Raw genomic sequence first — 21,687 nt, 5'->3', positions numbered from 1 at the left:
GGGTTATAGCTATAAGTTTTATGGTTATAATCCTTTAATTTTGCAATTTTAAGAATGTAATTAAAGTATATTATTTTTTTATAGATGATTAAATTAGCTTTATTATTTAAGGAGGGGATTAGGATTAACATATACGATGATATAGGATTAGTAAAAGGTGTTGGGCCTAAGCTTAAAGAGAGACTTAATAAAGTTGGTATATTTACTGTTTTAGATTTACTTTTATATTTTCCAAGGGACTATGAATTTTTAAATGATGATATAAGTTTAAATGGAGATATAAGTGATGAAAAAGCTATTTTAAAATGTAAAGTTCAAAGTTATGGAAGTTCAATAAGAACTAGAAATGGAAAAACTTTAACCACAATTAACTTTACATATAATAACTTAAAGGTTATAGGGAAATGGTTTAATCAGCCTTATATAAAAAGGAATCTCATTTTAGGTAATGAATATAATCTTATGGGGAAATTTAAAAAGGTTAATAATACTCTAGAGGTTATTAATCCATTAATACCTTGTAAAGAAGCTAATAAAAGTGAGATTTTACCTATATATACTTTGAAAAATGGATTAACAAACAAAATTTTAGTTAAGCTTATAAATGAAATACTTAAGAATATGATTATAAAAGAAAATTTACCAGAGGAAATAGTAAAAAAGTATAAACTTATATCCCTAGATAAAGCTATAAGAAGCATACATTTTCCAGAGGGTAGAGGAGAATTACAAAGTGCAATAAATAGACTTAAGTTTCAAGAGTTATTTACATATTCTCTAAAAATAATAATGATGAAGGCTCATATAAAAAAAGAAAATAGCGGAATAAGCTTTAAAATGAGTCCTCTTCTTAAGGATTTAAAAGAGTCACTTCCATATACTTTAACTAATGCACAATCAAGAACCCTTAGAGAAATACTTCTAGATCAAAAGAGAAATATTGCAATGAATAGATTAGTTCAAGGAGATGTTGGATCAGGAAAAACTTTAGTAGCATTAATATCTATGTTTAACGTGTACATGAATGGATATCAAACTGTTCTTATGGCACCTACAGAAATATTAGCTAATCAACATTATGCTGAAGCCAAAAAATATTTAGAGCAATTTGGAGTTGATATAGAGCTTTTAACTGGAAGTACTAAGGAAAAAGAGAAGAAGAGAATAAAAGAGAAGATAGCCTCAGGAAAAGGAATAATGTTAATAGGAACTCATGCCTTAATACAGGATGATGTTGAATTAAACAATTTAGGTCTTGTAGTAACAGATGAGCAACATAGATTTGGAGTAGAACAGAGAAGTAGACTTATAAATAAAAATAAGAGAGCGGATGTTTTAGTAATGACTGCGACTCCTATTCCAAGAACTCTTTCCTTATATTTATATAGTGACTTGGATATTTCTATAATAGATGAATTGCCTCCAGGAAGAAAGCCAATAGATACTATGCTAGTAGATATGAATCAAAGAATGAAGGCTTATAACTTTGCTTTAAAGGAAGTAGAGAAAGGAAGACAATTCTATATAGTATCACCTTTAATAGAGGAAAATGAAAAGTTAAATTTAAACTCTGTTGAAAAAATTTATGAGGAACTTAAAAATGGAATCTTTAAGGATGTAAGAATTGAAATTTTACATGGTAAGATGTCTGGAAAAGATAAGGATAAAATTATAAATACCTTTAAAAATGGGGAAATAAAAGGTATAATATCTACAACGGTTATAGAAGTAGGTGTTAATGTACCAAACTCTACAATGATGATCATAGAAAATGCAGAGAGGTTTGGTTTAGCACAACTTCATCAGCTTAGAGGAAGAGTTGGAAGAGGAAAACATAAGTCTTATTGTATTCTTATAGCTAATACTAAAAATGATATTACTAGAAGAAGAATGGAAATAATGACAGAAAGTTCAGATGGTTTTTATATTGCAGAAGAGGATTTAAAACTAAGAGGTGCTGGTGAAGTCTTTGGAATGAGACAGCATGGGGATGAAGGATTTATTCTAGCTAATGTAGTTGATGATATAAATATATTAAAATGTGCTAATCATGAAGCTAAATTAATAGTAAACAATATAAATGAAGATAATAAAAAGCTTTGTACAGAAATAATGAGGGGAATTGAAAGAAATAGTAGGTATATTTGTTTCAATTAGTAAATTGTTCAAAAACTAGTAATATGATAAAATAATTAAGGAAAATCAAAGGAGGACATTATAAATGAGAATAATAGCAGGAAAAGCAAGAGGAAGAAAACTATTATCACCACCAACATATGAAACAAGACCAACACTAGATAGAGTAAAAGAATCAATGTTTAGTATGATTCAATGGTATATACCTGATGCTGTAGTTATAGATGTTTTTGCAGGAACAGGAAGTTTAGGATTAGAAGCAGCAAGTAGAGGAGCTAAAGAATGCTACTTAGTTGATAAGAGTCCAGTAACATTCCCTGTTTTAAAGAAAAATATAGAAAATTTAGGCTTCGGAGATTTTTGTCATGCTCTAAACACAGATGCTTATTCTGCATTAAGAAGTTTAGCTTCAAGAGGTAAAGTATTTGATTTAATGTTTATAGATCCTCCATACATGAAAAATCTTATTCCAGAAGCTATAGAAATAATTGAAGAAAAGAACTTACTTCAAGAAGATGGGTTAATAGTTACTAAAATAGATTCAAGTGAAGAAATTTTTGAGGGAACTGAAAAGATAAAGCTTACAAAAGTTAAGAAGTATGGAAATACAACAGTTTGCTTTTATAAAATAGAGGAGGACTAAAATGAGAGTAGGGGTTTATCCAGGAAGTTTTGACCCTATTACTAAAGGACATCTAGACCTTATTGAAAGAGCGGCAAGTAAATTTGATAAGGTCATAGTTGCTGTTCTTATAAACATAAATAAAAAAGGTATGTTTTCTATAGAAGAAAGGGTTAATCTTATAGAGAAGTGCGTTGCAAAATACAATAATGTTGAGGTTAAAAGTTTTAATGGACTTTTAATTGATTTTGTGAGAAAAGAAAAAGCAGATGTAATAATAAAAGGTTTAAGATCAGTTACTGATTTTGAATATGAATTCCAAATGGCACTTATGAACAGAGAATTAGCAAATGAGGTTGAAACTATATTTATGGTTACAAGCCCTAATTACTCTTATATAAGCTCGTCTGCAATAAAGCAGATTGCAAGTTTTAATGGAGAAATAAAAAACTTTGTTCCAAAAGAGATAGTAGAGGATTTAGAAGAAAGGATTATTAGTTTAAGAGGGGAGGGATAATTATTAACATGGAGTCACAAGTTATTGAAATTTTAGATTACTTAAGAGATATTGTTGAGGGAGCTTCTAAGGTCCCTATAACAGGTAAGGTTGTTGTTGATAGAAAAGAAGTTTTAGAACTTTTAGACCAAGTGATTAATTGTCTTCCAGATGAGATTAAAAAAGCACAGTGGGTTTTAGGAGAGAAAGAAAGAATCTTAGCTGAAGCTAGAAAAGAAAATGAGAGTGTTAAGCAAGAAACTTATGAAATGATGAAAAAAAGAATTGAGAATCATAATATAGTAAAAGAAGCAGAATTAAGAGCCCAGGAGATAATAGCTAATGCTCAAAGACAAGCAAAAACTATTAGACTAGGCTCAAGAGAATATGCTGATGAAATATTATCTCAATTAGAAAATGAAATAACTAATAAAAGAGAAGAATTTCTTAATCATATGAAAAATAATATGGAGAAGTTTGCTATTGATTTCACAGAAGACTTAGATAAAGCAACTGGTGAAATAAGAAGCAATATTAAGGAATTAAGAGGCGATAAGTAATTTATATAAAATTGCTAAGCCAAGGGTTATTCCTATAATTAATATTATTGGAGAAAGCGTAATTAAAAATGAGCTTTCTATAAGGGAAACTGCAATATTATTTTTAAATATCATATAAACGAAAAACATAAGTACAAAGGCAATTATTCCTTGCAAAACTTTAAATAAGAAGTATTTTATTATAGATACATTTTCTTTATAAAAGAAAGAAGAAGTTTGCATTATTATTGAAAGTCCACCAAAGGAACTTAAAAATGATAGTAAGAGTAATTTGCTAAAAAGTGATAAATTACTAGAAGCTATTATGTTACATCCATTTGTAACTTCTATGCTTCCTAAAAATAAACCGTTAAATATATCAGGAGGTATATTTAACATAGAACTTAAGTTTGTTAATGTTCCAGTTGAAATAAATAAGGTTTTTAACATACTTATTATTACTGAAAACATAATTACGTATCCGCATAGGACAAGTATATTTAAGGAAGCATCCTCAATAGACTTTTTAATCACTTCTCCTATGTTAAAAGTAGATTTGTTTTCAGTAATGACTTCTTTAGAAAGAGAGAGTTTTTTCTCTCTTTTTTTATTTTTAGTTATTATACCCATAATAATTGCAGAAAGATAACTTGGTATTAATAATAAATATCCAAGAGTTGAATTACCAAGCATAGATGTTCCTACAGCACCTAATAGAAATAAAGGGCCTATATTAGAAGCTATATTTAAAAGTCTTACAAATTCATCGTGGGGAATAAGCTCCTTTTTATATAAGTCAGTGGAATATTTTGCACCTAGTGGATATCCACAAAGAAAACTTGCAACTAAAGCAAAGCTACAAGGATAACTTAATCCTAAGGGCTTACATAGAATAGGGCCTAATATTTTTGAATATAGTTTTATTCCATCTAAATTAATTATCATGTTACATATAACCATAAATGGAAACATAGTTGGAAGCACAGAGTAAAAAAATAACTTTGCACCAGCTAAGGATGCTTCCATGGAAAGTTTAGGATTTACTATAAAGTAAATTACTGTTAGGGTTAAAAATAAAGAAAAAATAATATTGCCTTTTATTTTTAATAATTTTATTAAAATTATACTTAGTATTATTATAAGTAAAAATAAAATACTATACATGGTTTCCTCCTTTTACGAAATCATATATAGTATTTATATTTAAGTACATATAATAATATTATTGTTATCTAAAAATAATAGGACTAATTAAATAATCACTGTTAATTTTAACTGATGGATTTAGAAGGCTATAAATATTAGTGGCTTTTATGTCAAATTCTAACAAAGGATCTGCTTTAGCTTTTGATAATTTATTAACGATGTTTATTTCAGAATTTTTCTTAATCTCTTTTAAAATTTCCCTTCCTTTATTATTAAATCCTAAGATTCTTACATAATTAGGAGAAGATTTTCTAAGAGAAAGAAGATCTTTATTTACATTTAATAGTACGTGACATAAAATTCTGTTTAATCTAGTGTATGAATAACGCTTACTTTTACAAAGGTTTATTAATTCATCTAAAGAATTAGCTTTTCCTATGTTTTGAATTATCTTATTATCTATTCCTTCAGAAGCCTCTGGTATTTCTTTTAATATACTAGGATTGCTTACTATAGCGTATTTTACTAAGTCAAACATTTTGTCTAAATCACTAAATGAAGTATTTTTTAATAAGTTATAGCTATACTCAGGCATAAAATCAAGACTTTCTTCTATATTTGAAGTATAAATACTTTTTCTTATGGCAGAAGCAGAGGCTATTTCATTTTTTGAAAGTTTTTCATCATTGTAATCTGCTCCTAATCTTTGTATAGTAAAAGGTTTTATAGAACTTTGAAGCTTATAAAGGCTTTTACAATATTCAATGGCTAATATATTATTAGAAGAGTTTAGAACTTTTTCTAAGTATGAAAAATCAATTTTATAATTATTATCATCTAAGTACTTCATTAAAGCTTCACTTCTAGCTTTAGGAAAGGGAAGTCCTTCCTTTAAATAATCCTTTAAATATTCTTTAAATAAAGGAGGTTCATTGATAATAATTTCACTAAGTTTTTTGATTAAATCTATATCTCCACATTCTGACCCAAAACAAATATTATTAACTACATTTAAAGAATTAAGCAAAGATACTGCACCAAAGGCAAAAAATTCTGCTGAAGAAGTTGCAAAAAGGGTTGGAAGTTCTACAACTAAATCAACTCCAGCTTCTAAGGCCATTTTTGTTCTAGTCCATTTGTCCGTTAAAGCAGGCAAACCTCTTTGCACAAAGTTTCCACTCATAACACAAATAACTCCATCGCAATTTGTAATCTCTTTTGAACTTTTTAGATGAAGTTCATGACCTAGATGAAAAGGGTTATATTCAGTTATTATGCCAGTTATATTCATTTAAATCACCACTTTTTCCTATTTTGATAAAACTATAATAACCTAATATATAAAAATAATAAAGTGTATATATTTATTAGAAAATTCAGATAATTTTAAATATAAAAACAATATTATGATACCGTTTTTTTGTTTGTTATCTGTTGAAAAATATATTAGTATAGGAGTATAGTATTATTAGTATTGTGTGTGATAACACATAACATCTGCTTTGACTTGAAAGGAGAAATGAACATGGAACTTATGAAACAAATATGGGAAAGTGCTAAAAATAATAGAAAAAAAATAGTACTTCCAGAAGGTGATGAAGAGAGAACTCTTGTCGCTTCACAAAGAATAAAAGAAGAAGGACTTGCTGACGTTTACTTAGTAGGTTCAGAACAAGTAATAAGAGAAAAAGCTGAAGCTTTAGGCGTAAACTTAGAGGGAGTAAATATAGTTGATCCTGAAACTTCAGATAAATTAGACACTTATATAAACGAATTTTATGAATTAAGAAAAGCTAAAGGAATGACAGTTGAAAAAGCTGGGAAAATCGTAAGAGATCCTTTATACTTCGGAACAATGATGGTAAAAATGGGTGATGCAGACGGAATGGTATCAGGTGCTGTACACACAACTGGTGACCTTTTAAGACCAGGTCTTCAAATAATAAAAACTGCTCCAGGAGTATCTGTAGTATCAAGTTTCTTCATAATGATGGTACCAGGTTCACAATATGGAGAAGGTGGAATGTTATTATTCTCAGACTGTGCTGTTAATCCAAATCCAAATGCAGACCAATTAGCTGCTATAGCTATAGCTACTGCTGATACTGCTAAAAATCTTTGCAAAATGGATCCAAAGGTTGCAATGCTTTCATTCTCAACAATGGGAAGTGCTGACCATGATTTAGTAACAAAGGTAAGAGTAGCAACAGAAAAAGCTAAAGAATTAAGACCAGATTTAGATATAGATGGTGAATTACAATTAGATGCTGCTATAGTTGGAAAAGTTGCTTCACAAAAAGCTCCAAATAGTAAAGTAGCAGGAAATGCTAATGTTTTAGTATTCCCAGATTTACAAGCTGGAAATATAGGATATAAATTAGTTCAAAGATTTGCTAATGCAGAAGCTATTGGACCAGTTTGTCAAGGTTTCGCTAAACCAATAAACGACCTTTCAAGAGGATGTAGTTCAGAGGATATAGTTAACGTTGTTGCAATAACTGCTGTTCAAGCACAAGCAACTAAATAGTAATTGATTAGAATTTTATATAGATGGATAAAATTAAAATGAATTAAGCTTATTAATTTTACATTATAAGTTTAACAGGAGGAGTTTATAATGAACGTATTAGTTATAAATTGCGGAAGCTCATCATTAAAATATCAATTAATAGATATGGATACTGAAAATGCTTTAGCAACTGGATTAGTAGAAAGAATAGGATTAGAAGGCGCAAACTTAACTCAAAAGAGTGAAGGTAAAGATAAATATGAAATCGTAGAGCCAATGAAAGATCATCAAGATGCTATTAGATTAGTTCTAGGAGCTTTAATAGATGAAAAACATGGTGTTATAAAATCATTAGATGAAATAAATGCTATAGGACACAGAGTTGTTCATGGTGGAGAAAAATATGCTGAATCTGCATTAGTTACAGAGGAAGTTATGAAAGATTTAGAAGAGTGTGCTAAATTAGCTCCACTTCATAATCCTGCAAATATAATAGGAATAAATGCTTGTAAAGCATTAATGCCAAATGTTCCTATGGTTGTTGTATTTGATACAGCATTCCATCAAACAATGCCAGAAAAAGCATTTGTATATGCATTACCATATGAATTATATGAAAAAGAACACATAAGAAAATATGGTTTCCACGGAACTTCTCATAAATATGTTTCAGCTAAAATAGCAGAAGCTATGGGTAAAAACATAGAAGATTTAAAAATAATCACTTGTCACTTAGGAAATGGTGCAAGTATAGCAGCTATAAAAAATGGTAAATGTGTAGATACTACTATGGGATTCACACCACTTGAAGGTTTAGTAATGGGAACTAGATGTGGAAATATAGACCCAGCTGTAGTTACATACTTAATAGATGAATTAGGATATACTTCACAAGAAGTAAATACTTTAATGAACAAAAAATCAGGAATATTTGGAGTTTCAGGAGTAAGCAGTGACTTTAGAGATGTTGAAGCAGCTGCTGACAAAGGAAGCAAAGAAGCTCAAATAGCTTTAGATTTATTCAGAAACTCAGTTAAGAAATATATAGGAGCATACATTGCAGAGATGAATGGATGTGACGTAATAGTATTTACTGCTGGTGTTGGAGAAAACTCAATCATAGAAAGAGGAGCTATCTGTAGAGATTTAGAATTCTTAGGAATTGAGTTGGATGAAGAAAGAAACAATATAAGAGCTAAAGTTGCTGAAATAAGCAAAGAGGGTTCAAAAATCAAACTTTTCGTAGTTCCAACTAACGAAGAATTAATGATAGCACAAGATACAGTAAGTATTGTAAGTAAATAATTATAAAATACTTGACTTTTAAATATCTAGTTAATATAATAAGATATGTGTTGTTTAGGAATAAACAATGCATATCTTATGTTAAGGAGCGTGAAAGTAGTTATTTAACTACGGTGATTATGAAATTAATTTTTTCAGAAATATGCTCAAAAAGAGAAAGAAGAAAATCTTTAGATTTTGTTCTGGATTTAAAAAGCTTCGAATTTGAAGGCGAAAATATGAAGGTTATAAAGCCTCTACATTTTACTGGTGAAGTTATATCTAATGAGTCTTTTATAGAGTTAGTAGGTAACATTACTGGAGAACTTCAGATGAAGTGTTCAAGATGCTTAACTAATTTCTCTTATGAAGTATCAATAGATATGGATGAGAAATTTACAAATAATTCAAATCAAGAAGATGATTCTATTGCTTATGTAGAAGGCGACGAATTAGATGTTGCTGAAGCGGTAGTAGAAAACGTAATTTCAACCTTACCTATAAAAAGACTTTGCAGCATAGACTGCAAAGGGCTTTGTCAAAAATGTGGTATTGATTTAAATAAAGAAACATGCCAATGTGACAATGAAGAAATTGACTTAAGAATGGCAAAGCTAATGGACTTGTTTAAGTAATAAGGAGGTGTAACAATGGGAAATCCAGCTAGAAAAACGTTCAGAGCAAAAAGAGATTCAAGAAGAGCTCAAACTTTCAAGGCAAGCTTACCAGGTATCGTAGAATGCCCACAATGTCATGAAATGAAAATGGCTCATAGAGTATGTAAAAACTGCGGACACTACAAAGGTAAAGAAGTAGTATCAGTTGAAGAATAAAAGAAAGTCTTATGACTTTCTTTTCTTTATATATAGGAAAAAAAGGGGTGAAACTCATGAGAGTTGCTGTAGATGGAATGGGCGGAGATCATTCCCCAAGTGCAGTAGTTGAAGGTTGTGTTCAGGCATTAGAAGAATTTAAGGATATAGAAATATATATAACTGGACCAGAAGATATCTTAAAAGAGGCTTTTTCTAAGTTTAAATATGACAAAGAAAGAGTTATTTTTATAGATGCTAAAGAAGTAATAAGTACTAATGAGCATCCTGCTATGGCTGTTAAAAAGAAAAAAGACTCAAGTCTTGTTAAAGCTCTTAGGCTTGTTAAGGATAATCAGTGTGAAGCAGTTATATCAGCTGGAAGCACAGGTGCATTTTTAACAGGATGTACACTTATTGTAGGAAGAATAAAAGGGGTTGAAAGACCTGCTTTAGCACCAGTTATGCCAGGTAAAAATGGTCCTTTTATGATAATCGATGCAGGAGCTAACGTTGATTCTAAACCTTCTTATTTAGTTCAATTTGCTAAAATGGGTGAGGTTTACTTTAAATCTGTTATGGATGTTAATAACCCTAAGGTAGGATTAGTTAATATTGGAGAAGAAGAAGAAAAGGGTAATGACCTTACAAAGGCTACTTATAAGCTTCTAAAAGAAGAAAAAGATATTAACTTTATTGGAAATGTTGAACCGAGAGAAGTTTCAACAGGAGATGTGGATGTCTTAGTTTGTGATGGATTTGTTGGAAATACTGTTTTAAAGATGTATGAAGGTGTAGCTTCTACAATATTAAGTATGATCAAATCAGAAGTTAAATCATCATTTTTAGCTAAATTAGGAGTACCATTCTTAGCGCCAGCTTTAATGAACCTTAAGAAAAAAATGGATTATAAAGAATATGGTGGAGCACCATTTTTAGGTGTAAAGGGAATATGTGTAAAAGCACATGGTAGTTCTGATGCAAAAGCTTTTAAAAATGCAATAAGACAGGCAAGAAAGTTCCATGAAAATGACCTAATTGGGAAATTAAGTGAAGAAATCACTAAAAAAAGCTTTGATAATCAAAAAAATATTTAAAAATTACGTAATGCGTATTGACTATGCATTTTATATATAATAATATTTTATTAGATTAACTTAGGAGGTGAATTGAATGTTTGATAAATTAAAAGAAATTATTGCTGATAAATTAAGCGTAAACGAAGATGAAATAACTATGGAATCAACATTTATAGATGACTTAGGTGCGGATTCTCTTGATATAGTTGAATTAATAATGGCTCTTGAAGAAGAGTTAGAGATGGAAATCCCAGATGAAGATGCTGAGGGCTTCAAAACAGTAGGAGATGTAGTAGAATACATCACAGAACATACAGAGAAGTAATAAAGTCCCGCAATAAGCGGGATTTTTAATTTAAGTTTATTCTTGAAGTTGTTTCACAAACAACTTGAAGAATAAACCTTAAGGAGATGAATTTTAAGGTGAAAGATATAAATTTAATAGAAGTTGAAAAACTTATAGGAATTGAGTTTGAAAACAAAGGAGTGCTTATAACAGCATTAACGCATAGTTCATATGCAAATCAATTTAAAGATGTAAAATATAATGAAAGATTAGAATTTTTAGGAGATTCAGTTTTACAGCTTTGTGTTACAAAATATTTATTTAATAATTATAAAGATAAATCTGAAGGTGAATTAACAAAAATAAGAGCTTTAGTAGTTTGTGAAAATTCTTTACATAAAGTTTCAAAAAATCTATCACTTGGTAAGTATATAAGAATGAGTAAAGGTGAGGAACTAACTGGAGGAAGAGAAAGAACTTCAATACAAGCTGATGCATTAGAAGCAGTAATTGCTGCAGTTTATTTAGATAAAGGAATTGAAGTTGCAAATGACTTTATTTTAAGAAACTTTAAAGATGTTATAGATAAGGCTATAAATGAAGAAATAATCTTAGACTTTAAAACTAGATTACAAGAAGTTCTTCAAAAAAATGGAGAAGTTAATATTGTTTATAATTTAGTTAAGCATGAAGGACCACCTCACAGAAGAAAATTCTTTACAGACCTTTTAATTAATAATGAGATTATGGGTCAAGGTGTTGGATTTAGTAAAAAAGAATCAGAACAAAATGCAGCTAAAGCAGCACTGCAAAGGTTAGGTGAAATTAAATGGGAAAAAGACACTATATAATCCCAATTTTTGTTCCTCATGAAGGATGTCCACATGATTGCGTGTTTTGTAATCAAGGGAAAATAACTGGAGAAAATAAAGAGATTATATTAGGGCCAAAGTACAAGCAAGAAAATAAGGTTAATAGTGATTTTGTAAGAAAGACAATTGAAGAATATATAGAAACAATTGGTGAAGGAGATAGAATATTAGAGGTTTCTTTCTTTGGAGGAACTTTTACTGCTATTGATATAAATAAGCAAAGAGAACTATTAGCTGTTGCAAAAGAATATAAGGATAAAAAAATTATAGACTATATAAGGTTGTCTACTAGACCAGATTATATTGATGAGTTTATTTTAGATCATTTAAAAAGTTATAAAGTTGATATAATAGAACTTGGAGTTCAGTCTTTAGATAAGGAAGTGTTGCATAAATCAGGTAGAGGTCATGATTATGATGAGGTTCTAAAAGCTTCTAAGTTGATTAAAGAATATGGCTTTACTTTAGGGCATCAAATAATGGTAGGACTTCCTGAGGACACTTTTGAAAAAGATGTAGAAACAACAAAAGAGTCTATAAAGATGAAACCTGATATATGTAGAATATATCCTGCCCTTACAGTGAAAAACACTCCTATGGAGGATATGTACTTAGAGGGAACTTACAAGCCATATACTCTAGAAGAGGCTGTGTATATAAGTGCTAAACTTTATAAGATGTATAAAGAAAATAATATACAGGTTATAAGAATTGGCTTGCAGCCTACAGATAATATAGCTTTAGGTAAGGATATTGTAGATGGACCTTTCCATCCTGCTTTTAGAGAATTAGTAGAGAGTAGTATTATAAATGAAAATATATATAATATCTTAAAGGATAAAAGTGGAGAGGTAACTATAAGAATTAGCAATAAATCAGTTTCTAAGCTTTATGCTGATAAAAAGAGATACTTCAATGAACTTAAAGACAAGGCACAAAATTGTAATTTGAAGGTTAAAGTAGATAATTCTATGGAAGTAGATAAAATAAATATAGAAGTAGAATCGAAAGTATATAAAATAGATTTATAGTTATTATATGCCTTGGAGTTGATCTCTGAGGCTTTTTTTATTGATATTTTAATTGGCATAATATAAACTTATACCATGAGGAGTGAAGTACAGTGAGAAAAACTACGAGAGACAGGGTTATAAAAATTACTATTATTTTTGTTGTAATATGCTTTTTAGCAACTTTATTACCGATTATGTTTATGTAAGGATAGGAGTGAATATATGTTTTTAAAATCTCTTGAAATAAGGGGATTTAAATCATTTGCTGATAAAACAGAATTAAATTTTAAAAAAGGAATAACAGCTATAGTTGGGCCTAATGGAAGTGGAAAAAGTAATGTATCAGATAGCGTAAGATGGGTTTTAGGGGAGCAAAGTGCTAAAACCTTAAGAGGAGCTAAGATGGAAGATGTAATCTTTACTGGTACAGAATATAGAAAGCCTATAGGATATGCACAGGTTTCTTTAACTTTAGACAATTCTTCAGGGGAACTCCCTTTAGATTATTTAGATGTAAAAGTTACTAGAAAATTATTCCGTTCTGGAGAAAGCGAATATTTAATAAATAATTCTCCTTGTAGATTAAAAGATGTTGTAAACCTATTTATGGATACAGGAATAGGAAAAGAAGGGTATTCGCTTATTGGTCAAGGTAAAATAGATAGTATTCTAAGTGGTAAGCCGGAAGATAGAAGAGCTATTCTAGAGGAAGCTGCAGGTATTGTAAAGTTTAAATCTAGAAAAGGTGAAGCTGAGAAAAAGTTAAAGAATACGGAAGAAAACTTAGTTAGAATAAATGATATAATTTTTACTTATGAAGAAAGATTAGGTCCTTTAGAAGAGGAAAAAAATAAAGCTTTAAGATATTTAGAGCTTTCAAATGAATTAAAGCACAAAGAAATTTCATCTATTATGAGTGAATTACATAATATTGATGGTATTATATTAAAGCAAAAAGAAAAGATAAAAGATTTAATAGCATTTAATGATAAGCAAAAAGAAAAGTATAAAGAAGAAAGAGAGAAAATGTTTGCTTTAAAGGAAGAGTTAGACTCTTTAGAAGGTAGTCATTCTAAAAAGCAAGAAGAGTATTTTGCTAAAAAGGAAGAAATAAATAAAAGCTTAGGAAAAGTAAATCTTTTAAATGAAAGAATTAAAAATATAGATGAATTAATTCTTAAAAATAAAGAAGAGTTAGAAGAAAATAAGAAGAAATTACATGTCTTAATGAAGGAAAAAAACTCTATAGAGAAGGATTTTAATTCAAATAAAAATAAGTTTGAAAAAGAATTAGAAGAAATTAATACCTTAGAAAAAGAAGTTAATGAACTTAACTTAAAATTTATTTCTAAGGAAAAAGAAATTAAAAAGATAAAGGATGAGGAATTAGAACTTTTAAAAAAGGTTTCTTTATCTAAAAATAAAATGACAATGCTAGAAAGTGAATTGAGTAACATAAATGAAAAACTTGATTCATCAAAAAGTAAACAAGTAAATTATGATAATTCATTAAAAATTAATTTAGCAACTAATTTAAATCTTCAAAAAGAGCTTCAAATTATAGAAGAAGAAAAGAAAGATAAAGAAAGAGAATTAAGGGAAAAAGAAGAAGAGTTTAGAGAAGGCTTAAAGTTAATTAAGGAAACTCAAAGTAAACTTAATCAAATTTTATCAAAGGTAAATAAGGTTGAAGCTAATAAAGAAATGCTAAAAAAATTAGAAAATCAATATGAAGGATACAACCTTTCAGTAAAGAAAATAATGGCTAGTGTAGATGCTGGACGTGTTAAAATAAATAAAAACAAATGCAAAGTTTTAGGAGAGGTTGTGGAAACTAAGGCTGGATATGAAACTTCTATTGAAGTAGCCTTAGGTGGAAGTATTTCTAATATTATAACTGAAGATGAGGAAGTTGCAAAAATTCTTATTAATCATCTTAGAGAAAATAAGTTAGGAAGAGCTACATTCTTACCATTATCAATAATAAGAGGTAAGAAGTTAGAACTTAGCAAAAATATAGTTGAAAGCGAAGGATTCTTAGGAATAGCTTCAGATTTAGTAAACTTTAAAGAGGTTTATAATAATGTTATAAATTATGTATTAGGTAAAACTATAATATGTGATAATATAGATAATGCCATAAAAATTGCTAAAATGCTTAATTATAGACATAAGATTGTTACCTTGTCTGGTGAGGTTGTAAATGCAGGTGGAGCACTTACAGGTGGTAGCCTTTATCAAAAAAACACAGGTATAATGTCTAGAAAAAATGAAGTTAAAGCTTTAGAGGATGAATTAGTTAGGGTAAAAAATGAAGAGCACATACTAACTAAAGAATTGGAAAAGTTAAATAGGGATCAAGAAGAGTTAAGCATAAAAAAACAAGAAATTATAGATAAAATATATGAAAAGAATTTAGAATTAGCGGACTTAAATAACAAGATTAAAAATGTTAATGATGAAACTTTTAAAATAAAGAATTCTATAAAATCTTTAGAGTTAGAGCTTAAGGATATTGATTCAAGAAAGATTAAGATAGTTAAAGAAATTGAAATTGTTAATGAAAAGATTAGTCAATTTGAAAACAAAGAAGTAACTAATTCAGAAAAGGTAAAAGAATTAGATAAGAAACGTGAAGAACTTTCAAAAACTCTTTCTAAATATAAAGATAAGCTGACTAATATGAAAATAAATAAAGCTAAGCTTCAAGAAGTTATTGAGGGAAGAGAAAAGGAAGCTAATAGAATAAATTCTTCTATAGAAGAAGTGGAAAATAAACTTATAAATATTACTAAGTACTTAGAAGAGATAAAAGCTAATAAGGAAGAAAGTAAAAAAGAAATAGTTTTATGTGAGAAATTCATAAAAGAAGAGGAAGTAAATATAATTACTCTTGAAGAGAACTTTAAATCCTTTGAACTTAAAAAAGGTAAGTTAAAAGAGAACATAAGCTCTGCTGAGAATATCTTAGAAGTTCTTTCAGTTGAAATAGCTAAAAAGGAAGAAGAAGTTCATAAAAATGATATAACTTATACAAAACAAGAAAATGAAAAAAATATCTTAAACAAAAGACTTCTAGAAGAGTTTAATACAAGTTTTGAAGAAGAGAAAAATAGATTTAAGCCTATTGAAGATATGAATTCTCATAAGGTTAGGATATCAACTCTTAAAGCTAGAATAACTGGTTTAGGAAATGTAAATGTAAATGCTATTGAAGAATTTAAAGAAATATCTGAGAAGTATAATTTTATGACAACAGAAAGAGATGATTTAGAAAAAGCTAAGGAAGAACTTTTAAATGTTATAGAAGAAATGACATCTAAGATGAGAGTAGTCTTTAGACAAAACTTTAATATCTTAAATAAGCTATTTGATGAAACCTTTAAAGAATTATTTAAAGGCGGTAGTGCGAAGCTTGTTTTAGGTGATGGTGACGAACTTACAGGAAATATAGATATAAATGTTCAGCCACCAGGAAAGAAGCTTCAAAATATTAATCTTATGTCTGGAGGAGAGAAGGTTTTATCTGCTATAGCCTTATTATTCTCCATATTAAAGATGAAACCTACACCATTCTGTATTTTAGATGAAATTGAGGCTGCCTTAGATGATGCCAATGTAAGAAGGTATGCAGAGTTTCTGGGTAAGTTTAGAGATAATACTCAGTTTATAGTAATAACACATAGAAAAGGTACTATGGAAGCTGCTGATGTTATGTATGGAGTTACTATGGAAGAGAAAGGTATATCTAAAATTGTTTCAGTAGACTTGGACAAATAGAGGAGGACAAAAAATGTTTGGAAAATTATTTGATAAATTAAAAACTGGATTAACAAAAACAAGAGATAACTTAACAGATAAAATAAATGAGGCTTTAAATTTAGCTGTAACTATAGACGACGATATGTATGAGGAGCTTGAAGAAGCACTTATAATGTCAGATATAGGAATGGATACTACTGTTGAAATAATTGATAGATTAAAAGCTAAAATAAGAAAAGAAAAAATAAATGATGTTGAAATGGTTAAACCAGCCTTAAAAGAAGTTATTGCAGAAATGATGCTAGAAGGAGACTCTGAAGAGGAAGAAGAGGATAATGAAAAGAAGGTTATGCTTATAATAGGGGTTAACGGAGTAGGTAAGACTACTTCAATAGGTAAGATAGCTGCTAGAAATAAAAATAATGGTAAAAAAGTTCTATTAGCCGCTGCAGATACCTTTAGAGCAGCTGCCATAGATCAATTAGATATATGGAGTCAAAGAGCTAATGTAGATATAGTTAAGCATCAAGAAGGATCAGATCCTGCGGCAGTAGTTTTTGATGCCGTACAGGCTGCTAAAGCTAGGGATGTGGATTTATTAATATGTGATACAGCAGGAAGACTTCATAACAAGAAAAATCTTATGGATGAGTTAGCTAAAATAAATAGAATAATAGATAGAGAATTAGGAGATAGAAAAAAAGAAACTCTTCTAGTATTAGATGGTACAACAGGACAAAATGCAGTTATACAAGCAAAACAATTTATGGAGGCTTGTCCTATTGATGGAATAATATTAACTAAGTTAGATGGAACAGCTAAGGGTGGAGTTGTTATATCTATTAAAAACACTTTAAATATACCAGTTAAATATATTGGTGTTGGAGAAGGTGTAGAGGATTTACAAAAATTCAATGCTAAGGAATTTGCAGAAGCATTATTATAAGAAAAAATAAAAAAATATTTAGAAAAATTATTAATCATAAATGAATAGATAGTAATTTATATAAGTAATCATCAGGTTTTTAAGCATAAATATCAAAAAAATAAGTGTTAAGTAAAAATACTTGACACTTATAAAATTATTTGTTATTATCTTATTCGTGAGCAAGGTGGTTATATGGAAAATAGATTTGAAATATCAATGTTAATAGATTACTATGGAACATTGCTTACGGAAAAGCAGTTTAATGTTATGACCCTTTATTACAATGAAGATTTGTCACTAGCAGAGATTGCTGAAATTAATAAAACCAGTAGGCAAGCAATTTATGATTTAATCAAAAGATGCTCTAAGCAACTTCATTCTTATGATGAAAAACTTAAATTATCAAAAAAAGTTGATAAAAGGTATAGAATTAAAGAAGAGCTTATGGCAGAATTAAATAAGAACTCTAATTTAGATGAAGATATAAAAAAATATATAGATGAGAAATTAGAGGAAATTATAAACGCTTAGGAGGGTTAAGCATGGCTTTTGATGGATTAGCGTCTAAATTACAAGACACGCTTAAAAAATTAAAGGGTAAAGGTAAGCTAACAGAAAAAGATATAAAAGAAGCCATGAGAGAAGTAAAGCTTGCGCTTTTAGAGGCAGATGTTAACTTCAAGGTGGTAAAAAAGTTTATATCAAATGTTAAAGATAAATGTGTTGGTGAGGAAGTATTAAATAGTTTAACTCCAGGTCAACAGGTTATTAAAATAGTTAATGACGAATTAACAACTCTTATGGGAGAGACTGAGAGTAAATTAAAATACTCAGACAATGGACCAACAGTGTTCATGTTAGTAGGTCTTCAAGGTGCAGGTAAAACAACTATGGCTGGAAAACTTGCATTGCACTTAAGAAAGAAAAACAAAAAGCCATTACTTGTGGCTTGTGATATATATAGACCAGCAGCCATAAAGCAATTACAGGTTGTAGGAAAACAAATAGATATACCAGTATTCTCAATGGGAGATAAGGTTAAGGCTGTAGATATTGCCAAAGCTGCAATAGAGCATGCAAAAGACAATGGAAATAACGTTGTTATAATAGATACCGCTGGTAGACTTCATATAGATGAAGATTTAATGCAAGAGTTAAAAGATGTTAAAGAAGTTTCAAATCCTAGTGAAATATTATTAGTAGTTGATGCTATGACAGGTCAAGATGCTGTTAATGTAGCAGAGACATTTAATAACTCATTAGATCTTTCAGGAATAATATTAACAAAGTTAGATGGTGATACAAGAGGTGGTGCTGCTCTTTCCATAAGAGACATTACTGGCAAGCCAATTAAATTTGTTGGTGTTGGTGAAAAGATGAGTGATATTGAAGTATTCCATCCAGATAGAATGGCTTCAAGAATATTAGGAATGGGAGATGTCCTTTCTTTAATAGAAAAAGCTCAGCAAGCTATTGACCAAGATGAAGCAAGTAAGTTAAGTGAAAAAATGTTAAATCAAGAATTTAACTTTGATGACTACTTATCAGCTATGGATCAAATGAAAAAGCTTGGACCTATAAATAAATTGATAGAGATGATTCCAGGTGTTAACACAAAGGAACTTGAAGGCATTGATTTTTCTCAAGGAGAAAAACAAATGGCTACAGTTAAAGCAATCATACAATCAATGACAGCTAAAGAAAGAAAACAACCTTCTTTAGTAATAGGAAATGGTTCAAGAAAGAGAAGAATAGCTAAAGGTTCTGGTACAACAGTACAAGAAGTAAATAAAGTCTTAAAAGGCTATGAAATGATGAAAAAGCAAATGAAGCAAATGAAATCATTCCAAAAAAATGCTAGTAAAAAGGGATTTTTAAGTAAACTTCCTTTTATGAAATAAATTGAACACACTTTTGAAGGAGGTGAAAATGTAATGGCAGTTAAAATAAGATTAAGAAGAATGGGTGCTCACAAAGCTCCTTTCTACAGAGTAGTTGTTGCTGATTCAAGAAGTCCAAGAGACGGAAGATTCATCGAAGAAATAGGATACTACAACCCAATCGCTAAGCCAGAAGCTGAAGTTAAAATAGACGCTGAAAAGGCTGCTAAGTGGTTAGGAAATGGTGCACAACCAACTGATATAGTTAAAAAATTATTCAACCAAGCTGGTATAAAATAGTTTTCCTAGGGGGTGAATCTACTTATTTTTAAGTAGGAATAATATGAAGGAATTAGTTGAAATAATTGCTAAGTCACTAGTAGATAAACCTGAGGATGTTCATGTAAATGAGGTCTTAGGAGAGGAATCAATCATATTAGAACTAAAGGTATCACCTGAAGATATGGGAAAAGTTATTGGAAAGCAAGGTAGAATTGCCAAAGCTATCAGAACAGTAGTGAAAGCTGCTGCAATTAAAGAAAATAAAAAAGTTGTAGTAGAAATTATTTAAAAAGAGTTAGGGGAATACCTAACTCTTATTTTATATACAGAAAAGGGGTGTAATAATGGAAGATTTATTAGTAGTTGGTCAAATAATAAACACTCATGGCTTAAGAGGTGAAATGAAAGTTATGCCTTTAACTGAAGATATGAGAAGGTTTGACCATTTAGAATATGTTATCTTAAAAGGGCAAAAGATTAAAGTAGAGGGCGTAAAATACTTTAAGGATAAAGTTATACTTAAATTACAAGGAATAAATTCAATAGAGGAAGCTGAAAAATTAAAGAGAACTTATTTAGAAATAGAACGTGAAGATGCTATAGAGCTTGAAGAAGATGAATATTTCATAGTTGATTTAGTTGGATGCACTGTTGTTGATACAGAAGGATTTGAGTATGGAAAAATCAAAGATGTAATCCAAACTCCAAGTAATGATGTTTATTGGGTTCAAGGAAAGAAGGAAGTATTAGTTCCAGTATTAAAGGATATAGTTTTAGATATTAATATGGATGAAAAATTAATTACTATAAGACCTTCTGGAGAGTGGCAATATGAAGATTAATATTCTTACATTGTTCCCAGAGATGTTTGATATATTTAAACATAGCATAATAGGAAGAGCTAGGGAAAATGGTTTTCTACATATAGAGACGGTAAATATAAGAGATTATACTTTAAATAAGCATAAGAAGGTAGATGATTATCCTTATGGTGGCGGAGCAGGAATGGTTATGACTCCTCAGCCAGTTGTAGATGCTATAAAGGCTGTTAAAGAAAAAAATAAGGGTAAGGTTATATTTTTAGGACCAAGAGGTAAAACTTTCAATCAAGAAATGGCTAAGGAACTTTCTAAAGAGGAAGAGCTTATTTTTGTTTGTGGACACTATGAAGGTATAGACCAGAGAGTTTATAAATATTTTGATTTAGAAATTTCTCTTGGAGATTTTGTGTTAACAGGTGGAGAAATGGCATGTATTCCAGTTATTGATAGCATATCTAGATTAGTGCCAGGTGTTTTAGGAAGTGAAGAGAGTTTCCAAGATGAAAGTTATTATGATGGAACTTTAGAGTATCCACAATACACAAGACCTTTTGAATTTGAAGGAGAGAAAGTTCCAGAGGTTCTTATGTCAGGTCATCATGAAAATATAAGAAAGTGGAGAAGAAAACAATCACTTCTTATAACTAAAGAAAGAAGACCAGATATGTTTGAAAAAATTAAACTTTCAAAAGAAGACATAAAATTGTTAAAATCAAAATAAATATATTGATTAAAGAATACAAGTATGATAGAATAAACTTCGTGCTAGTACCGGCGGTCCTCTGTCACAGAGTGTGTTAAGAACGTCAAAATTTTAGAAGATATCAAGGAGGAATGCACAATGAACGAAATCATAAGAGCAATCGAAAAAGAACAAATCAGAGAAGATTTAACTCAATTCAACATAGGTGACACTATAAAAGTTCACGTTAGAATTAAAGAAGGTAACAGAGAAAGAATCCAAGTATTCGAAGGAACTGTTATCAAAAAACAAAACGGTGGATTAAGAGAAACTTTCACAGTAAGAAGAGTTGCTTACGGTGTAGGTGTTGAAAGAACTTTCCCAATAAACGCTCCAATCATCGATAAGATTGATGTTGTAAGAAGAGGTAAAGTAAGAAGAGCTAAATTATTCTACTTAAGAGACAGAGTAGGTAAAGCTGCTAAAGTTAAAGAGTTAACTAGATAATTTAAACATAAACTGGGACTAGTGAATAGTC

Annotated in this window: 24 protein-coding genes; 22 read left to right on the top strand and 2 right to left on the bottom strand. The window is 29.5% G+C overall.

Annotation, left to right across the window (positions count from 1 at the left end; genetic code table 11):
• Positions 1 to 84 precede the first annotated feature (84 nt).
• From recG to GOM42_RS09750, 4 genes are all read left to right on the top strand, one after another.
• Complete coding sequence (recG, locus tag GOM42_RS09765; protein ID WP_110077183.1) at positions 85 to 2,157, top strand: ATP-dependent DNA helicase RecG; 2,073 nt, start codon at positions 85 to 87, stop codon at positions 2,155 to 2,157.
• 64 nt (positions 2,158 to 2,221) lie between these two features.
• Entirely contained in the window at positions 2,222 to 2,779 is a 558-nt protein-coding gene (rsmD, locus tag GOM42_RS09760) for a 16S rRNA (guanine(966)-N(2))-methyltransferase RsmD (protein WP_003458525.1), read from the top strand.
• A gap of 1 nt (position 2,780) precedes the next feature.
• On the top strand, positions 2,781 to 3,275 hold the full coding sequence (gene coaD, locus GOM42_RS09755) for a pantetheine-phosphate adenylyltransferase (protein ID WP_004458133.1): 495 nt from the start codon (positions 2,781 to 2,783) through the stop codon (positions 3,273 to 3,275).
• A gap of 8 nt (positions 3,276 to 3,283) precedes the next feature.
• On the top strand, positions 3,284 to 3,814 hold the full coding sequence (locus GOM42_RS09750; protein ID WP_003458392.1) for an ATPase: 531 nt from the start codon (positions 3,284 to 3,286) through the stop codon (positions 3,812 to 3,814).
• On the opposite strand, the gene ylbJ is transcribed toward GOM42_RS09750, so the two are convergent.
• Both ylbJ and GOM42_RS09740 read right to left on the bottom strand, forming a co-directional pair.
• On the bottom strand, positions 3,797 to 4,957 hold the full coding sequence (ylbJ, locus tag GOM42_RS09745; protein ID WP_004458138.1) for a sporulation integral membrane protein YlbJ: 1,161 nt from the start codon (positions 4,955 to 4,957) through the stop codon (positions 3,797 to 3,799). The genes GOM42_RS09750 and ylbJ overlap by 18 nt on opposite strands.
• Before the next feature lie 64 nt (positions 4,958 to 5,021).
• Positions 5,022 to 6,230, bottom strand: coding sequence for a nucleotidyltransferase (locus GOM42_RS09740; RefSeq protein ID WP_049039532.1), 1,209 nt, complete (start codon positions 6,228 to 6,230; stop codon positions 5,022 to 5,024).
• Between the two features lie 234 nt (positions 6,231 to 6,464).
• On the opposite strand from GOM42_RS09740, the gene pta reads away from it, so the two are divergent.
• From pta to rplS, 18 genes are all read left to right on the top strand, one after another.
• On the top strand, positions 6,465 to 7,466 hold the full coding sequence (gene pta, locus GOM42_RS09735) for a phosphate acetyltransferase (protein WP_003458455.1): 1,002 nt from the start codon (positions 6,465 to 6,467) through the stop codon (positions 7,464 to 7,466).
• Positions 7,467 to 7,556: 90 nt separating this feature from the next.
• Positions 7,557 to 8,753: an acetate kinase gene (locus GOM42_RS09730; protein WP_003449460.1), complete on the top strand. Its 1,197-nt coding sequence runs from the start codon at positions 7,557 to 7,559 to the stop codon at positions 8,751 to 8,753.
• Positions 8,754 to 8,971: 218 nt separating this feature from the next.
• On the top strand, positions 8,972 to 9,367 hold the full coding sequence (locus tag GOM42_RS09725; RefSeq protein WP_011010580.1) for a DUF177 domain-containing protein: 396 nt from the start codon (positions 8,972 to 8,974) through the stop codon (positions 9,365 to 9,367).
• A 15-nt stretch (positions 9,368 to 9,382) separates the two neighbouring features.
• Positions 9,383 to 9,565, top strand: coding sequence for a 50S ribosomal protein L32 (gene rpmF / locus GOM42_RS09720; protein WP_003449428.1), 183 nt, complete (start codon positions 9,383 to 9,385; stop codon positions 9,563 to 9,565).
• Positions 9,566 to 9,621: 56 nt separating this feature from the next.
• Positions 9,622 to 10,641, top strand: coding sequence for a phosphate acyltransferase PlsX (gene plsX, locus GOM42_RS09715; protein WP_003478282.1), 1,020 nt, complete (start codon positions 9,622 to 9,624; stop codon positions 10,639 to 10,641).
• A 76-nt stretch (positions 10,642 to 10,717) separates the two neighbouring features.
• Complete coding sequence (gene acpP, locus GOM42_RS09710; protein ID WP_003458423.1) at positions 10,718 to 10,948, top strand: acyl carrier protein; 231 nt, start codon at positions 10,718 to 10,720, stop codon at positions 10,946 to 10,948.
• 86 nt (positions 10,949 to 11,034) lie between these two features.
• The gene (rnc, locus tag GOM42_RS09705) at positions 11,035 to 11,760 is read left to right on the top strand and encodes a ribonuclease III (RefSeq protein WP_011590937.1); all 726 of its coding nucleotides are present in this window, start codon (positions 11,035 to 11,037) and stop codon (positions 11,758 to 11,760) included.
• Positions 11,739 to 12,812 (top strand): radical SAM protein, encoded by a 1,074-nt coding sequence (locus GOM42_RS09700; RefSeq protein ID WP_061415794.1) that lies wholly within the window; start codon positions 11,739 to 11,741, stop codon positions 12,810 to 12,812. The genes rnc and GOM42_RS09700 overlap by 22 nt, the downstream gene beginning before the upstream one ends.
• Before the next feature lie 92 nt (positions 12,813 to 12,904).
• Positions 12,905 to 13,000, top strand: coding sequence for a DUF4044 domain-containing protein (locus GOM42_RS09695; RefSeq protein WP_100066302.1), 96 nt, complete (start codon positions 12,905 to 12,907; stop codon positions 12,998 to 13,000).
• Positions 13,001 to 13,016: 16 nt separating this feature from the next.
• Complete coding sequence (gene smc, locus GOM42_RS09690; protein ID WP_061415792.1) at positions 13,017 to 16,574, top strand: chromosome segregation protein SMC; 3,558 nt, start codon at positions 13,017 to 13,019, stop codon at positions 16,572 to 16,574.
• A gap of 13 nt (positions 16,575 to 16,587) precedes the next feature.
• A complete protein-coding gene (ftsY, locus tag GOM42_RS09685; protein WP_003466435.1) occupies positions 16,588 to 17,502 on the top strand; it encodes a signal recognition particle-docking protein FtsY in 915 nt (304 codons plus the stop codon).
• A 174-nt stretch (positions 17,503 to 17,676) separates the two neighbouring features.
• The gene (locus GOM42_RS09680; RefSeq protein WP_003449465.1) at positions 17,677 to 18,015 is read left to right on the top strand and encodes a putative DNA-binding protein; all 339 of its coding nucleotides are present in this window, start codon (positions 17,677 to 17,679) and stop codon (positions 18,013 to 18,015) included.
• Positions 18,016 to 18,026: 11 nt separating this feature from the next.
• Complete coding sequence (ffh, locus tag GOM42_RS09675; protein ID WP_003458480.1) at positions 18,027 to 19,385, top strand: signal recognition particle protein; 1,359 nt, start codon at positions 18,027 to 18,029, stop codon at positions 19,383 to 19,385.
• A gap of 33 nt (positions 19,386 to 19,418) precedes the next feature.
• Positions 19,419 to 19,664 (top strand): 30S ribosomal protein S16, encoded by a 246-nt coding sequence (gene rpsP, locus GOM42_RS09670; RefSeq protein WP_003458442.1) that lies wholly within the window; start codon positions 19,419 to 19,421, stop codon positions 19,662 to 19,664.
• A gap of 43 nt (positions 19,665 to 19,707) precedes the next feature.
• Entirely contained in the window at positions 19,708 to 19,935 is a 228-nt protein-coding gene (locus GOM42_RS09665) for a KH domain-containing protein (RefSeq protein ID WP_003458429.1), read from the top strand.
• Positions 19,936 to 19,990: 55 nt separating this feature from the next.
• Positions 19,991 to 20,488, top strand: coding sequence for a ribosome maturation factor RimM (gene rimM, locus GOM42_RS09660; RefSeq protein ID WP_110077182.1), 498 nt, complete (start codon positions 19,991 to 19,993; stop codon positions 20,486 to 20,488).
• On the top strand, positions 20,478 to 21,188 hold the full coding sequence (trmD, locus tag GOM42_RS09655; RefSeq protein ID WP_003458426.1) for a tRNA (guanosine(37)-N1)-methyltransferase TrmD: 711 nt from the start codon (positions 20,478 to 20,480) through the stop codon (positions 21,186 to 21,188). Before rimM ends, trmD begins: the two co-directional genes overlap by 11 nt.
• Positions 21,189 to 21,308: 120 nt before the next feature.
• Positions 21,309 to 21,656, top strand: a complete 348-nt coding sequence (rplS, locus tag GOM42_RS09650) for a 50S ribosomal protein L19 (protein WP_003449446.1) — start codon at positions 21,309 to 21,311, stop codon at positions 21,654 to 21,656.
• Positions 21,657 to 21,687 lie beyond the last annotated feature (31 nt).

This window comes from Clostridium sp. 16K-1-R1 (assembly GCF_023921145.1).
Classification (GTDB): Bacteria; Bacillota; Clostridia; order Clostridiales; family Clostridiaceae; genus Sarcina; species Sarcina perfringens.
This window is presented reverse-complemented; position numbering and strand designations above follow the sequence as displayed.